This window comes from Pseudomonas sp. 05N431, assembly GCF_056397005.1.
The window spans coordinates 76,041-90,132 of the sequence record NZ_JBFTMN010000009.1; the positions used below are offsets into that span (position 1 = coordinate 76,041).

The window sequence follows — 14,092 nt, forward strand, 5'->3', positions numbered from 1 at the left end:
CATGCCCCCGAACCTGAGCAAACCCTTGGCCCCCTCATGGGTCAGCCGATTCAAGGAACAAAGCCTGGAGCGTGGCCGCCGCTACGCACTGGAAAATCGCGTCAGGATCGTCGAGGCCGGCGACAGCACCATCACCGCCAGTTGCGAAGGCTCTGGCGGCAATGTTTACCGCCAGACCATTACGCTGCGCGAATCCACCAAAGGCACTCTGTTACTGGTCGATGCAACGTGCAGTTGCCCGGTGCGCGTTAACTGCAAGCATTGCGCTGCAGTGCTGCTCAAAGTCCAGGAAACCCTTGAGTACCCGGCCGCCGCCAAAGACGCCGAGCTGCTGGAAAAACTTCAGGCGGTCCTGGAAAACCGTACACCCGCACCTTTGCCACAATTGCTGGTGGACAATGTGCAACCGGTGCCGCGCCTGTGGCTGGCGAGCATCGAGTTCAGCGCCTTCGAACCGCGCAACGGCAAAATGCAGCGCTACATTCAGCACCGTGCCGCGCTGTCGTTCAACTATCTGGATGAATATGTCAGCGGGCAGAAAAATGCCGACATCCTGATCCGACAGGAACAGCAAACGCTACGAGTCAAACGTCAGCCGGACGTCGAAAAAGCCTACCGGGAACAGCTGAGAATCCTCGGATTCAGAGTGGCGACCCGCCAAAGTAAAGCCTTGCCGGAAAGCGCCGGCGAACTTTATGAGATGGTCAACGACAGCGCCTGGCTGACGTTCACCCTCAATGAGCTGCCCAAGTTGCGCACCCTAGGCTGGGAGCTGCAGATTGACGAAGACTTCGGCTTTGACCTGACGGCGGTCGATGACTGGTACGCCACGGTCGAAGAGGCGCCAGAGCGCGACTGGTTTGATCTGGAGCTGGGGATTATCGTCAACGGCGAGCGCCTGAGCCTACTGCCGATCCTGCTGAACCTGATGCGCTCGCACACCGAGATTCTCAACCCGGAACGCCTGGCCAGACGCCGCGACGACGAGTTGATTCTGGTGAACATTCCGCACCGTCCGAACTCCGAATACGGCCCGCTACAGGTCGCGCTGCCGCTCGGCCGTTTAAAGCCGGTACTGGCGACCCTCGGCGAGTTTTACCTGCAAGAGCCCGGTGAAACCAAACTGCGCCTGAGCAGCGCCGATGCCACCCGCCTGAATCCGCTGGAAGATATGCCCCTGCTTTGGGAAGGTGGCGAGCACATCCGCACCTTCGCCCAGCGCCTGCGTGACATCAAGGACTACACGACCGAGGCACCCGAAGGGCTGAACGCCACATTACGGCCTTACCAGCTTGAAGGCTTGAGCTGGATGCAGTCGCTGCGGCAACTGGAAGTCGGCGGCATCCTTGCGGACGACATGGGCCTAGGCAAAACCCTACAGACCCTGGCGCATGTGCTGACCGAGAAAAACGCCGGCCGCCTCGACCGGCCATGCATGGTGGTGATGCCCACCAGCCTGATTCCCAACTGGCTCGACGAAGCGGCGCACTTTGCTCCGCAACTCAAAGTGCTGGCGCTGTATGGCACCGGACGCAAAAAACACTTCGAGCAGTTGGCCGAATACGACCTGATTCTCACCACATACGCGCTGCTGCCCAAGGATGTCGAACGCCTGGCGGCGCAGCCATTGCACGTGCTGGTGCTCGACGAAGCGCAATACATCAAGAATCCCAACAGCAAGGCCGCTCATGCGGCGCGAGAGCTCAATGCCCGCCAGCGCCTGTGCCTGAGCGGCACTCCGCTGGAAAATCACCTGGGCGAGCTGTGGTCGTTGTTTCACTTCCTGCTGCCCGGCTGGCTGGGCGACGTGAAAAGCTTCAATCGCGATTACCGCGTACCGATCGAAAAACGCGCCAGCGATGTACGACTGCAACACCTGAACGGTCGGATCAAACCGTTCCTGTTGCGTCGAACCAAGGAACAGGTCGCCACCGAACTGCCGCCGAAAACCGAGATCGTCCATTGGGTCGAGCTCAACGAGGCGCAGCGCGACGTTTACGAAACCATGCGCCTGGCCATGGACAAGAAAGTCCGCGACGAGATCACCCGCAAGGGCGTGGCTCGCAGTCAGATCATCATTCTTGAAGCGCTGCTCAAGCTGCGTCAGGTGTGCTGCGATCTGCGCCTGGTCAATGAGGCCGCCCTGCCCACGCGCGGCAGCACCTCGGGCAAGCTCGACAGCCTGATGGAAATGCTTGAGGAGCTGTTCGAAGAAGGCCGCAAAATCCTGCTGTTTTCACAGTTCACCTCGATGCTGTCGCTGATCGAAGACGAACTGAATAAACGCGGCATCGCTTACGCGCTGCTGACCGGGCAAACCCGCGATCGACGCACGCCGGTGAAAGACTTCCAGAGCGGAAAGCGTCAGATTTTCCTGATCAGCCTGAAGGCAGGCGGCGTCGGCCTGAACCTGACCGAGGCCGACACGGTGATCCACTATGATCCGTGGTGGAACCCGGCGACGGAAAACCAGGCCACCGACCGCGCATACCGGATCGGCCAGGAGAAGCCGGTGTTCGTCTACAAGATGATTGCCCGCGGCACCGTCGAAGAGAAAATCCAGCACCTGCAAAAGGAAAAATCCGACCTGGCGGCCGGTGTACTGGATGGGCGTTCGACCGGGGACTGGAGGCTGCAGACCGACGATATTGAAGCGTTGTTTGCACCGCTGCCGCATAAGTCGAAAGGATAGCGACGGCGGCCAGACTGCCTTTGCGAGCAAGCACACGCTAAACCGGGCTCAAACATCAAATCCCATGTTCAACACCGATCCAGTGTGTACGGGCTTGCTCGCGAAGGGCCCGCCGGAGTAATGAAGATCATCACCCTTGACGTTTACGTCAACCTGACATTAGCTTAGCGCCATGACCTTTTTGCGAGCGCGTCCATGAGCAGCCAGACCTACAGCATTTCCGACCTCGCCCGCGAGCTCGACATCACCACCCGCGCCATTCGCTTTTACGAAGAGCAAGGCCTGCTCAGCCCCGAGCGTCGCGGCCAGGAACGTATCTACTCGCCACGTGACAAGGTCAGCCTGAAGCTGATCCTGCGTGGCAAGCGCATCGGCTTTTCCCTGGCTGAATGCCGCGAACTGATCGAACTCTACGACCCCACCAGCGGCAATCAGAAACAGCTGCACAGCATGCTGGCAAAAATCGCCGAGCGCCGTGAACAGCTTGAGCAGCAACTGCTGGACATCGAGCAGATGAAACTGGAACTCGACACCGCCGAAGAGCGCTGTGTCCAGGCGCTGGAACAGACGATCAAGAACCAGCAGACGGTTTAGCAGGTCTACGCAATCCACTGTGGGAGCGAGCTTGCTCGCGATGAGGGTGTGACATTCAACATTGATGCTAGCTGAGAGTCCGCCATCGCGAGCAAGCTCGCTCCCACAAGGTTCTCCGAACATTCAAGCAATCACAACAGGTCCATTGCCATGTCCCTCCCCACCCACGTACGCCTGATCGAAGTCGGCCCACGCGATGGTCTGCAGAACGAAGCCCAACCCATCAGCGTCGCGGACAAGGTGCAGTTGGTCGATGCACTCAGCGCTGCTGGCCTTGGCTATATAGAAGTCGGCAGTTTCGTTTCGCCGAAATGGGTACCGCAAATGGCCGGCTCGGCCGAGGTGTTCGCGCAGATCCAGCGCAAGCCTGGTGTGACCTACGGCGCACTGGCGCCGAACCTGCGCGGGTTCGAAGACGCGGTGGCTGCCGGGGTCAAGGAAGTCGCGGTGTTCGCCGCCGCGTCCGAATCCTTCTCGCAACGCAACATCAATTGCTCGATCAGCGAAAGCCTGGCGCGCTTTCTGCCGATCATGGACGCCGCCCGGCAACACGGTGTCAGCGTGCGCGGTTACGTGTCCTGTGTGCTCGGCTGCCCTTACGAGGGTGATGTGGCGCCTGAGCAAGTCGCCCTGGTTGCACGCGAGCTGTACGCCATGGGCTGCTACGAGGTCTCCCTCGGCGACACCATCGGCACCGGCACCGCTGGCGCGACACGCAAGATGTTCGAGGTGGTCTCAGCCGACGTGCCGCGGGACAAACTGGCCGGGCATTTCCACGACACCTACGGTCAGGCCATGGCCAACATCTATGCCAGCCTGCTGGAAGGGATTGCGGTGTTCGACAGTTCCATCGCCGGCCTTGGCGGCTGCCCATACGCCAAGGGTGCCAGCGGCAACGTCGCCACTGAAGACGTGCTGTACCTGCTCAACGGCCTGGGTATCGAGACCGGCGTCGACCTGGAAAAACTGATTCTGGCCGGCCAGCAGATCTGCAACGTCCTGGGCCGCCCGACCGGTTCACGCGTGGCCAAGGCCCGTAGCGCCCAGTGATGTATCCGGGTGTTACCGCAACCGCAACAAAACGAGTAACACGGAAACAACCTGACCGAATTTTTATGAACGATTTGTCCTACAAAATTCTAAGATGTTGTTTTTAAAGGACTTTAAAAAGTTGGCATGGCTTCTGCTATCTCTATGGCATAACAAGAATAAAAAGCAGCAAACCTAATAAAAATAAGACGTAACGACTCTGACATAACAAAAACAACACGGCAGAGACGCAGCTAACAGATTTTTTTGGAGAAGGTGTGCTTTTCAGGGTGCTGCTTGCAGTAACCCGCAACCGGGCAGAGAACAATAAAACTACCTTCAGGTAGCTCCCGAACTGGTTGGATCGCTTGGCGAAAAAGCAGATCAGCGCTCAAAAAAATACGTTTGCTCTTGACCCCGGATGGGGGTCGCCCGAAACAGCGGTAAAGGGTCACGGTTGCCAAAAACAACAACAGACCGCCCCTTAATAATAAAAAAAGAGCAGGCAACGACAAATTAAAGGGGAGCTTCGGCTCCCCTTTGTGCTTCCTGGCGTTCAGGTTTTGGTCGCGCATCCTGTGGGAGCGAGCTTGCTCCCACAGGATTGTCGTTAGCCTTTATTGGCTTTCAGCTCCTCGATACTGATCTCGCGCATCCGGAATTTCTGGATCTTGCCGGTCACGGTCATCGGAAACTCCTCGACGAACTTGAAGTAGCGCGGCGTCTTGAAGTGCGCGATGCGCTCCTTGCACCAGGTTTGCAGCTCTTGCTCAGTGGCGCTGTGGCCCGGGTGAAACTTGATCCAGGCAACGATCTCCTCACCGTACTTCTCACATGGAATGCCGATGATCTGCACATCCGCTACCGCCGGATGGGTGAAGAAAAACTCTTCCAGCTCTCGCGGGTAAATATTCTCACCACCGCGAATGATCATGTCCTTGTTACGTCCGGCGATGCAGACGTAACCCTCTTCGTTCATGGTCGCCAGATCTCCGGTGTGCATCCAGCCAGCCTGATCGATCGCCTCGGCCGTGCCTTGCGGGTTGTTCCAGTAACCGAGCATCACGCTGTAACCGCGAGTGCACAGCTCACCGATGGTCCCACGGGGCGCCAGATTGCCCGCCTCATCGATGATTTTGCTTTCCAGCTGCGGCTGGGTGCGGCCGACCGTGGTGACGCGCAACTCCAAATCGTCTGACGGACCGGTCTGTAACGACACCGGACTGGTTTCCGTCATGCCATAGGCAATCTGCACTTCGCTCATGTGCATTTCGCTGATGACCCGGCGCATGACTTCAATCGGGCACGTTGCCCCGGCCATGATCCCGGTACGCAGCGTCGACAGGTCGAACTCTGCACGGCGCGGTTGATCGAGCATGGCGATGAACATGGTCGGCACACCGTACAACGCGGTGGCTTTCTCTTGCGCAACAGTGGTCAACGTCAGCAACGGGTCGAAGGCGTCGTTGGGGTAAATCATGGTGCTGCCATGAGTAACGCAACCCAAATTGCCCATGACCATGCCGAAGCAGTGATACAGCGGCACCGGGATCACCAGGCGATCATCGGCGGTCAGCCCGAGGCTTTCGCCGACCATGTAGCCGTTGTTGAGGATGTTGTAGTGACTGAGGGTCGCGCCCTTGGGGAAACCCGTGGTGCCCGAGGTGTATTGAATGTTCACTGCCTGGTCGAAATGCAGGCTGCTTTGCCGTGTCTTGAGCTGTTCAACCGGCACCCCGACGCCAAGATCCGCCAGTTGCGACCAAGGCAAAAAGCCTGATGGCGGTTGCGCGTCGAGGCTGATCACGCCGCGCAAATCCGGCAGGCGCTCAGAGTGCAGGCGGCCAATGGATTGCTCGGCCAGTTCCGGTGCCAGGCCTTGCAGCATAGCGTGGTAATCGGACGTCTTGAACGAGCCAGCACACACCAGCCATTGGCAGCCGGACTGCTTCAGCACGTACTCGAGTTCGGAACTGCGATAAGCCGGATTGATGTTGACCAGAATCACCCCGATCTTCGCGCTGGCAAACTGGCTGATGCACCACTGCGCACAGTTGGGCGCCCAGATACCGAGACGGTCCCCCGTCTGTAAACCCAGCGCCAGTAGCGCTCTGGCGCGCAAATCGACCACTTCGGCCAATTGCGCCCAGCTGTAGCGAAGTTGCTGATGACGCACCACCAATGCGTCACCCTGAGGATACTTCGCGACGGTGTTATCGAACGCTTGGCCAATGGTCATCGCCAGCAAGGCTTTATCCTGTGAACCACGGCTGTAGCTGTGCTGTGGGGGAGCACTGTGTTGATCCATGACGACCCCTATTGTCTTTTTTAGTGGGTGAGACGGTTGAACCTTTGCCAGTGACAGGCTTAGCTGCTCCTACACAAACGGTTCGATTTTCAACCTCGAAACTGCCCCTACTCTCGCTCAAGTTGACGTTAACGTAAAGGGTGATTGACAGCCATTCGTCACAGGCTTACGTTAACGTAAAGGTGACAGTCGATTCGGCGCGCAGTGCAGTCCGATTCTCCATTTATAAAAACAAGTTTGAAGGTGCCCCCATGAGCTATCCGACCCTGAACTTTGCCCTCGGCGAAACCATCGACATGCTGCGTGACCAGGTCCGCTCCTTTGTCAGCAAAGAGATCGCCCCGCGCGCAGCACAGATCGATATCGATAACCTGTTCCCGGCTGACTTGTGGCGTAAATTCGGCGACATGGGGTTGCTGGGGATTACCGTTCCAGAAGAATACGGCGGCGCCGGTCTGGGCTATCTGGCGCACGTGGTGGCCATGGAAGAAATCAGCCGTGGCTCGGCCTCGGTTGCCCTGTCCTACGGCGCGCATTCCAACCTCTGCGTCAACCAGATCAACCGCAACGGCACCCATGAACAGAAAGCCAAATACCTGCCAAAGCTGATCAGCGGCGAGCACATCGGCGCCCTCGCCATGAGCGAGCCGAACGCCGGCTCCGACGTGGTTTCGATGAAACTGCGCGCCGACAAACGTGGCGACCACTATGTGCTCAACGGCAGCAAGACCTGGATCACCAACGGCCCGGACGCCAATACTTACGTGATCTACGCCAAGACCGACCTGGAAAAGGGCCCGCACGGGATCACCGCATTTATCGTCGAACGCGACTGGAAAGGTTTCAGCCGCAGCAACAAATTCGACAAGCTCGGCATGCGCGGTTCGAACACCTGCGAGCTGTTCTTCGATGACGTTGAAGTCCCGGAAGAAAACATCCTGGGCGTGCTCAACGGTGGCGTAAAAGTGCTGATGAGCGGCCTCGACTATGAGCGCGTGGTGCTTTCCGGCGGGCCAACCGGGATCATGCAGGCCTGCATGGACCTCATCGTCCCGTACATCCACGACCGCAAACAGTTCGGCCAAAGCATCGGCGAATTCCAGCTGATCCAGGGCAAGGTCGCCGACATGTACACCCAACTCAATGCCAGCCGCGCCTACCTGTACGCAGTGGCACAAGCCTGCGAGCGTGGCGAAACCACCCGCAAGGACGCTGCCGGCGTGATCCTTTACAGTGCCGAACGCGCCACGCAAATGGCTCTCGATGCGATCCAGATTCTGGGCGGCAACGGCTACATCAACGAATTCCCGGCAGGCCGTCTGCTGCGTGACGCCAAGCTGTATGAAATCGGTGCGGGCACCAGTGAGATCCGTCGCATGCTGATCGGTCGTGAACTCTTCAACGAAACCCGCTAACGGAGCTGTCCATGGCAATCCTGCACACCCAGCTCAACCCCCGTTCGGTGGAGTTCGCGGCCAACAGCGCGGCGATGCTTGCCCAAGTCGACGCCCTGCACACCCTGCTCGCTCAGGTCCAGCAAGGCGGCGGCGCCAAGGCCCAGGAACGGCATACCTCACGCGGCAAACTGCTGCCTCGTGAGCGGATCAATCGCCTGCTCGACCCCGGTTCGCCTTTTCTGGAAATCAGCCAACTCGCCGCTTACGAGGTCTACGGCGAAGATGTCCCTGCCGCTGGAGTGATCGCCGGCATCGGCCGGGTCGAAGGCGTCGAATGCATGATCGTCGCCAACGACGCGACCGTGAAAGGCGGCTCGTACTACCCGCTGACGGTGAAAAAGCACCTGCGCGCCCAGACCATCGCCCAACAGAATCGCCTGCCGTGCATCTACCTGGTGGACTCCGGCGGCGCCAACCTGCCGCGTCAGGATGAAGTGTTCCCGGACCGCGAGCACTTCGGGCGGATCTTCTTCAACCAGGCCAACATGAGCGCCATGGGTATCCCGCAGATCGCTGTGGTCATGGGCTCCTGCACCGCCGGTGGCGCTTATGTGCCAGCCATGGCCGATGAAGCGATCATGGTCCGTCAGCAGGCAACGATTTTCCTTGCCGGCCCGCCGCTGGTGAAAGCCGCGACCGGTGAAGTGGTCAGCGCCGAAGACCTGGGCGGTGCCGATGTGCACTGCAAGATTTCCGGTGTGGCCGACCACTATGCTGACAGCGACGAACACGCGCTGGCGCTAGCTCGGCGCAGCGTTGCCAATCTCAACTGGCGCAAGCTGGGCGAATTGCAACAACTTACGCCTATCGCACCGCTCTACAGCAGCGACGAGTTGTACGGCGTGGTGTCAGCCGACGCCAAGCAGCCGTTCGATGTGCGTGAAGTCATCGCGCGGCTGGTCGACGGTTCGGTGTTCGATGAGTTCAAGGCGCTGTTTGGTACGACGCTGGTCTGTGGTTTTGCACACCTGCACGGCTACCCGATTGCGATTCTCGCCAACAACGGAATCCTCTTCGCCGAAGCTGCGCAAAAAGGTGCGCACTTCATCGAACTGGCCTGCCAGCGCGGGATTCCCTTGTTGTTCCTGCAAAACATCACCGGCTTCATGGTCGGTCAGAAATACGAAGCCGGCGGCATTGCCAAGCACGGCGCAAAACTGGTCACCGCCGTGGCCTGTGCCAAGGTCCCGAAATTCACCGTGATCATCGGCGGCAGCTTCGGCGCTGGCAACTATGGCATGTGTGGACGGGCCTACGATCCGCGGTTCCTGTGGATGTGGCCGAACGCACGCATCGGCGTGATGGGCGCCGAGCAAGCCGCGGGCGTGCTGGTACAGGTCAAGCGTGAACAGGCTGAACGCAGCGGTCATCCGTTCTCCGACGCCCAGGAAGCCGAGATCAAGCAACCGATCCTCGATCAGTACGAAGAACAGGGCCACCCCTACTATTCCAGCGCCCGGTTGTGGGACGACGGCGTCATTGACCCGGCGCAAACCCGCGACGTGCTGGCCCTGGCCTTGTCCGCATCGCTGAATGCACCTATCGAACCGAGCCGCTTCGGCGTGTTCCGGATGTGATCTGGAGAAAACCATGAGCGACTTCAATACCCTGGAACTGCTGACCGACCCGCGTGGTTTCGCCACACTGTGGTTGAGTCGCGAGGCGAAAAACAACGCCTTCAACGCCGAAATGATCCGCGAACTGATCCTCGCGCTGGACAAGGTCCAGAGCAACCCGAGCCTGCGTTTTCTGCTGGTGCGCGGGCGTGGCAAGCATTTCAGCGCTGGCGCTGACCTGGCCTGGATGCAGCAATCGGCCGAACTCGATTACCACACCAACCTCGACGACGCCCGCGAGCTGGCTGAGTTGATGTACAACCTGGCCAAGCTGAAAATCCCGACGCTGGCGGTAGTCCAGGGTGCGGCCTACGGCGGCGCATTGGGCTTGATCAGTTGCTGCGACATGGCGATTGGTGCCGATGACGCGCAATTCTGCCTGTCGGAAGTGCGCATCGGTCTGGCGCCGGCGGTGATCAGCCCTTTCGTTGTGCAAGCCATCGGCGAACGGGCCGCGCGCCGTTATGCACTGACCGCTGAACGTTTCAGTGGCCAACGTGCTCAGGAAATCGGCCTGCTCAGCGAAAGCTATCCGGCCAGCGAACTGGAGTCGCAGGTCGAACAATGGATCAACAATCTGTTGCTCAATAGCCCACACGCCATGCGCTCAAGCAAGGAGCTGCTGCGTGAAGTCGGCAACGGTGCCTTGAACCCGGCGTTGCGCCGCTACTGTGAAAATGCGATCGCCCGAATTCGTGTCAGCCCTGAAGGTCAGGAAGGCTTGCGGGCGTTCCTGCAGAAACGTCCGCCCAGTTGGCAGCCCGAATCCACTACCAAGGAGCTGCGTTGATGAGCGCCCCTGTTCTCACCACCTTGCTGGTTGCCAACCGTGGCGAAATTGCCTGCCGAGTGATGCGCACCGCCAAGGCGCTGGGCCTGACCACCGTGGCCGTGCACAGCGCCACCGATCGCGATGCGCGGCACAGTCGCGAGGCAGACATCCGCGTTGACCTGGGTGGCAGCAAAGCTGCTGACAGTTACCTGCAAATCGACAAACTGCTCGCTGCCGCCAAGACCAGCGGCGCTCAGGCGATTCACCCGGGTTATGGCTTTCTCTCGGAGAACGCCGGATTTGCGCGCGCCATTGAAGCCGCCGGTTTGATTTTCCTCGGCCCACCCGCTTCGGCCATTGACGCCATGGGCAGCAAATCCGCCGCCAAAGCCTTGATGGAAACTGCGGGTGTGCCGCTGGTACCGGGTTATCACGGCGAAGCTCAGGACCTGGAAACCTTCCGCGATGCCGCCGAGCGCATCGGCTATCCGGTGCTGCTCAAGGCGACTGCCGGTGGCGGCGGTAAAGGCATGAAAGTGGTCGAGGACGTCAGCCAATTGGCTGACGCCCTGGCCTCGGCGCAGCGTGAGGCGCAATCTTCGTTCGGCGATTCGCGGATGCTGGTGGAAAAGTACCTGCTCAAACCACGGCATGTGGAAATCCAGGTCTTCGCTGATCAGCACGGTAACTGCCTGTACCTCAATGAACGTGATTGCTCGATTCAACGTCGCCACCAGAAAGTCGTCGAAGAGGCGCCGGCCCCCGGCCTGAGCGCGCAACTGCGCAAAGCCATGGGGGAAGCGGCAGTCCGTGCGGCGCAAGCGATCGGTTATGTCGGCGCAGGCACCGTGGAGTTTCTGCTGGATTCGCGCGGTGAGTTCTTCTTCATGGAGATGAACACGCGCCTGCAGGTCGAACACCCGGTCACCGAAGCCATCACCGGTCTCGACCTGGTGGCGTGGCAGATTCGCGTCGCCCAAGGCGAGCCGCTGCCCATGACGCAGGCGCAGGTGCCGTTGCGCGGCCATGCGATTGAAGTGCGTTTGTATGCCGAAGACCCAAGCAATGACTTCTTGCCGGCCACCGGCCACCTGGCGTTGTACCGCGAGTCAGCCGCGGGCCCGGGCCGGCGCGTCGACAGTGGTGTCGAGGAAGGCGACAGCATTTCGCCGTTCTACGATCCGATGCTCGGCAAGCTGATCGCCTGGGGCGAGGACCGCGAACAGGCACGTTTGCGGCTGCTGAGCATGCTGGATGAGTTCGCCATTGGCGGGTTGAAGACCAACATCAGCTTTCTGCGTCGAATCATCGGACACCCAGCCTTCGCTGCGGCTGAGCTCGACACCGGATTCATCCCACGTTATCAGGACCAATTGCTGCCAGCGCCAAACGAACTCAGCGATGCGTTCTGGCAAGCCGCCGCTCAAGCCTTTGCGCAAAGCCAGGCACACCACGTACGCGCTGATGACCCGGGTTCGCCATGGGCTGTTGGCAGCGGTTTCCGTGCCGGGTTGCCGGCAGAAACCACGCTGCACTTAAGCTGCGAAGACCAGGACCGGGCCATCATCCTGGCACCGGCCGACACCCGTAACGCGGAGCTCAACGGTGAGCAATTGCTGGTCGAACATCACGGCGTGCGCCGTCAGCATCGCGCCATCCGCCAGGGTGAAATCCTGTACCTGCAATGGGAAGGTGAGCTGCGCTGCATCAAGCCTTACGACCCTATTGCCGCGGTGGAAGCCAGCCATAGTCATCAGGGCGGCCTTACGGCGCCAATGAATGGCAGCATCGTCCGTGTATTGGTAGCGCCGGGGCAAACGGTCGAAACCGGTGCGCAACTGGTGGTACTGGAAGCCATGAAAATGGAGCACAGCATTCGTGCGCCCCATGCAGGTGTGGTGAAGGCCTTGTATTGCCAGGAAGGCGAGATGGTCAACGAAGGCAGCGCGTTGGTGGAACTGGAATAATCGCGGTCTGATGACAGGTCCTACGCCGTAGGACCTGTCTGATTAGAACTTGGCAGTTGCCTGCACCACAACTCCGATAATTCGGCACTCGTCGGTAAACAGGGCTTTCGGATAGGTCGGGTTCAGCGGCACGAGATACCGTTGACCGCCCTCTTCGATCAATTTGCGGAACGTCGCTTCGGCGCTGTCTGGCCACTGCGCGATCACCAGTTTTCCGGGCACGGCTTCAACCGCCGGGTCGACCAGAATCAGCATGTCTTGCGCAATACTGATGCCACTCGGTGCAGTCATCGCATCACCGACCACGACCAGCCAGAACGCCGGACCTTGGGCGTGATAATCCGATAACTCGTGACGCCCCTTGGCATAAGCAGCTGGCGCAGCCTCGCGCACCTCACTGATACCCTGCCAGTCACTGACAGGGTAACGGAAGTACGGGTTGTACTTTTGCGCCAGCGACACTTCGTAATCGCCCTCTTGCAGCTCGTCATTCGCAAGCTCGGGCTCCCTGATCACCAGGGCGACTTCGAGAAACCCCAGCCCCAGCTCCCGAAGCACCCGGTTCATATCCTCGAGGCTGGGCTGGCGACGCTTGTTCAGCCAATGGCCGACGCCGCCCTGAGACATTGCGAGACGCTCTGCGAGCTTTTCCTGAGTGATTTTGAGTTCACTCATCTTGGCCTTGACCAACTCAATCCATTTATCCATGGGCGGAACAATACTTCGTGTAGTCGGACCCTCAACACACACATTGTAGTATTTAATTTCTCGTCATAAATACAGATTGTACTAGGATTAAGGTTATTCAATCGCCCCACCTACGGAGCATTACCCACCATGGACAGCACCCGCAAAGACACGACCGAACAAGACATCGACACTAACTTCACCTCGCTCAAGGGCTGTGCAGCAGCCCAGCGCGCCCTGGATTATTACTTGAAACCAACTGTTTCAGAATTTGAAGTCGCAGAACGTTTTTTCGATGTAAACCGTAACGTCAGCAGTGAAGAGGCTCTGGTCCATGCATCGGACTTGCTGCGCTGTGCGGCCGCGACCGCTTACGAGTCGGCAGACAACCTGCATGGCGCAAGCCGCGATCTGGCATTTTCAGTGGTACACATGATCGACATGGCCAAGGCCATGGTGGACAGGTCCCTGGACGGTGACCGGAAAGATTGAACGGAGAAAAACGATTAGAGAACGCTGCGATTTGAATCAAGCCGCAGACGTTTGGGGACGCCACAGGAAAATTTTCCAATGAGGCGGATGAAAACATTTGACTTGCAAATGATAATGATTATTATTGCATGCAGCTGGTCGCGAGATCAGTCGATAGACCAAGAGACCTTAGGTCGGACTCCTGGAATATCTCCTCATCAGGCTAATCACGGTTTTTGACCCGGCTTTTTGCCGGGTCTTTTTTTTGCCAGTTATTCTGGCTATGGCTTCAGGCTAATGAAGTCGGGTACTGCTGAATTCGATGGCGCGGATGATATCAAAAGAACATCTTTTTGCAACAAACCGCTCAAGCACGGGCTTGAGACCGCCAAAATAGCACTTGAGAATCAATCTCATAAACACTAAGCTGCGACTGCGTCAAGGACGACGCCCCCACTCTATCTCCCCCGCAAATTGCCCTCGGCTTTCCCACCCTTGC

At 58.9% G+C, this 14,092-nt stretch carries 10 protein-coding genes; 8 read left to right on the plus strand and 2 right to left on the minus strand.

Annotated elements, in window-relative coordinates:
* Window position 1 precedes the first annotated feature (1 nt).
* From AC1DIG_RS16820 to AC1DIG_RS16830, 3 genes are all read left to right on the plus strand, one after another.
* Window positions 2-2,692, plus strand: coding sequence for a DEAD/DEAH box helicase (locus tag AC1DIG_RS16820; RefSeq protein WP_477768203.1), 2,691 nt, complete (start codon window positions 2-4; stop codon window positions 2,690-2,692).
* Window positions 2,693-2,887: 195 nt separating this feature from the next.
* On the plus strand, window positions 2,888-3,286 hold the full coding sequence (locus tag AC1DIG_RS16825; RefSeq protein WP_477768204.1) for a MerR family transcriptional regulator: 399 nt from the start codon (window positions 2,888-2,890) through the stop codon (window positions 3,284-3,286).
* Window positions 3,287-3,436: 150 nt separating this feature from the next.
* Window positions 3,437-4,336: a hydroxymethylglutaryl-CoA lyase gene (locus AC1DIG_RS16830; RefSeq protein ID WP_477768205.1), complete on the plus strand. Its 900-nt coding sequence runs from the start codon at window positions 3,437-3,439 to the stop codon at window positions 4,334-4,336.
* A 589-nt stretch (window positions 4,337-4,925) separates the two neighbouring features.
* Here AC1DIG_RS16830 and AC1DIG_RS16835 read toward each other — a convergent pair.
* The gene (locus AC1DIG_RS16835; RefSeq protein ID WP_477768206.1) at window positions 4,926-6,623 is read right to left on the minus strand and encodes an AMP-binding protein; all 1,698 of its coding nucleotides are present in this window, start codon (window positions 6,621-6,623) and stop codon (window positions 4,926-4,928) included.
* A gap of 251 nt (window positions 6,624-6,874) precedes the next feature.
* Between AC1DIG_RS16835 and AC1DIG_RS16840 the strand changes: the two genes are divergently transcribed.
* Genes AC1DIG_RS16840 through AC1DIG_RS16855 form a run of 4 tightly spaced genes read left to right on the plus strand, consistent with a single transcriptional unit; the run spans window position 6,875 to window position 12,435 of the window.
* Window positions 6,875-8,038: an isovaleryl-CoA dehydrogenase gene (locus tag AC1DIG_RS16840; protein ID WP_477768207.1), complete on the plus strand. Its 1,164-nt coding sequence runs from the start codon at window positions 6,875-6,877 to the stop codon at window positions 8,036-8,038.
* Between the two features lie 11 nt (window positions 8,039-8,049).
* Window positions 8,050-9,657, plus strand: a complete 1,608-nt coding sequence (locus AC1DIG_RS16845; protein WP_477768208.1) for a carboxyl transferase domain-containing protein — start codon at window positions 8,050-8,052, stop codon at window positions 9,655-9,657.
* A 13-nt stretch (window positions 9,658-9,670) separates the two neighbouring features.
* On the plus strand, window positions 9,671-10,486 hold the full coding sequence (locus tag AC1DIG_RS16850; protein WP_019689590.1) for a gamma-carboxygeranoyl-CoA hydratase: 816 nt from the start codon (window positions 9,671-9,673) through the stop codon (window positions 10,484-10,486).
* Window positions 10,486-12,435, plus strand: a complete 1,950-nt coding sequence (locus tag AC1DIG_RS16855) for an acetyl/propionyl/methylcrotonyl-CoA carboxylase subunit alpha (RefSeq protein ID WP_477768209.1) — start codon at window positions 10,486-10,488, stop codon at window positions 12,433-12,435. The genes AC1DIG_RS16850 and AC1DIG_RS16855 overlap by 1 nt, the downstream gene beginning before the upstream one ends.
* 42 nt (window positions 12,436-12,477) lie before the next feature.
* Here AC1DIG_RS16855 and AC1DIG_RS16860 read toward each other — a convergent pair whose 3' ends face one another.
* A complete protein-coding gene (locus AC1DIG_RS16860; protein WP_477768210.1) occupies window positions 12,478-13,143 on the minus strand; it encodes a LexA family protein in 666 nt (221 codons plus the stop codon).
* Window positions 13,144-13,272: 129 nt separating this feature from the next.
* Between AC1DIG_RS16860 and AC1DIG_RS16865 the strand changes: the two genes are divergently transcribed.
* On the plus strand, window positions 13,273-13,614 hold the full coding sequence (locus tag AC1DIG_RS16865; protein WP_477768211.1) for a DUF6124 family protein: 342 nt from the start codon (window positions 13,273-13,275) through the stop codon (window positions 13,612-13,614).
* Window positions 13,615-14,092: the final 478 nt, after the last annotated feature.

Bases quoted from the DNA above. Each gene is read 5' to 3' on its own strand.
- AC1DIG_RS16855 (WP_477768209.1), top strand. From the start codon at position 10,486: ATGAGCGCCCCTGTTCTCACCACCTTGCTGGTTGCCAACCGTGGCGAA.
- AC1DIG_RS16825 (WP_477768204.1), top strand. From the start codon at position 2,888: ATGAGCAGCCAGACCTACAGCATTTCCGACCTCGCCCGCGAGCTCGAC.
- AC1DIG_RS16865 (WP_477768211.1), top strand. From the start codon at position 13,273: ATGGACAGCACCCGCAAAGACACGACCGAACAAGACATCGACACTAAC.
- AC1DIG_RS16840 (WP_477768207.1), top strand. From the start codon at position 6,875: ATGAGCTATCCGACCCTGAACTTTGCCCTCGGCGAAACCATCGACATG.
- AC1DIG_RS16820 (WP_477768203.1), top strand. From the start codon at position 2: ATGCCCCCGAACCTGAGCAAACCCTTGGCCCCCTCATGGGTCAGCCGA.
- AC1DIG_RS16835 (WP_477768206.1), bottom strand. From the start codon at position 6,623: ATGGATCAACACAGTGCTCCCCCACAGCACAGCTACAGCCGTGGTTCA.
- AC1DIG_RS16830 (WP_477768205.1), top strand. From the start codon at position 3,437: ATGTCCCTCCCCACCCACGTACGCCTGATCGAAGTCGGCCCACGCGAT.
- AC1DIG_RS16850 (WP_019689590.1), top strand. From the start codon at position 9,671: ATGAGCGACTTCAATACCCTGGAACTGCTGACCGACCCGCGTGGTTTC.
- AC1DIG_RS16845 (WP_477768208.1), top strand. From the start codon at position 8,050: ATGGCAATCCTGCACACCCAGCTCAACCCCCGTTCGGTGGAGTTCGCG.
- AC1DIG_RS16860 (WP_477768210.1), bottom strand. From the start codon at position 13,143: ATGGATAAATGGATTGAGTTGGTCAAGGCCAAGATGAGTGAACTCAAA.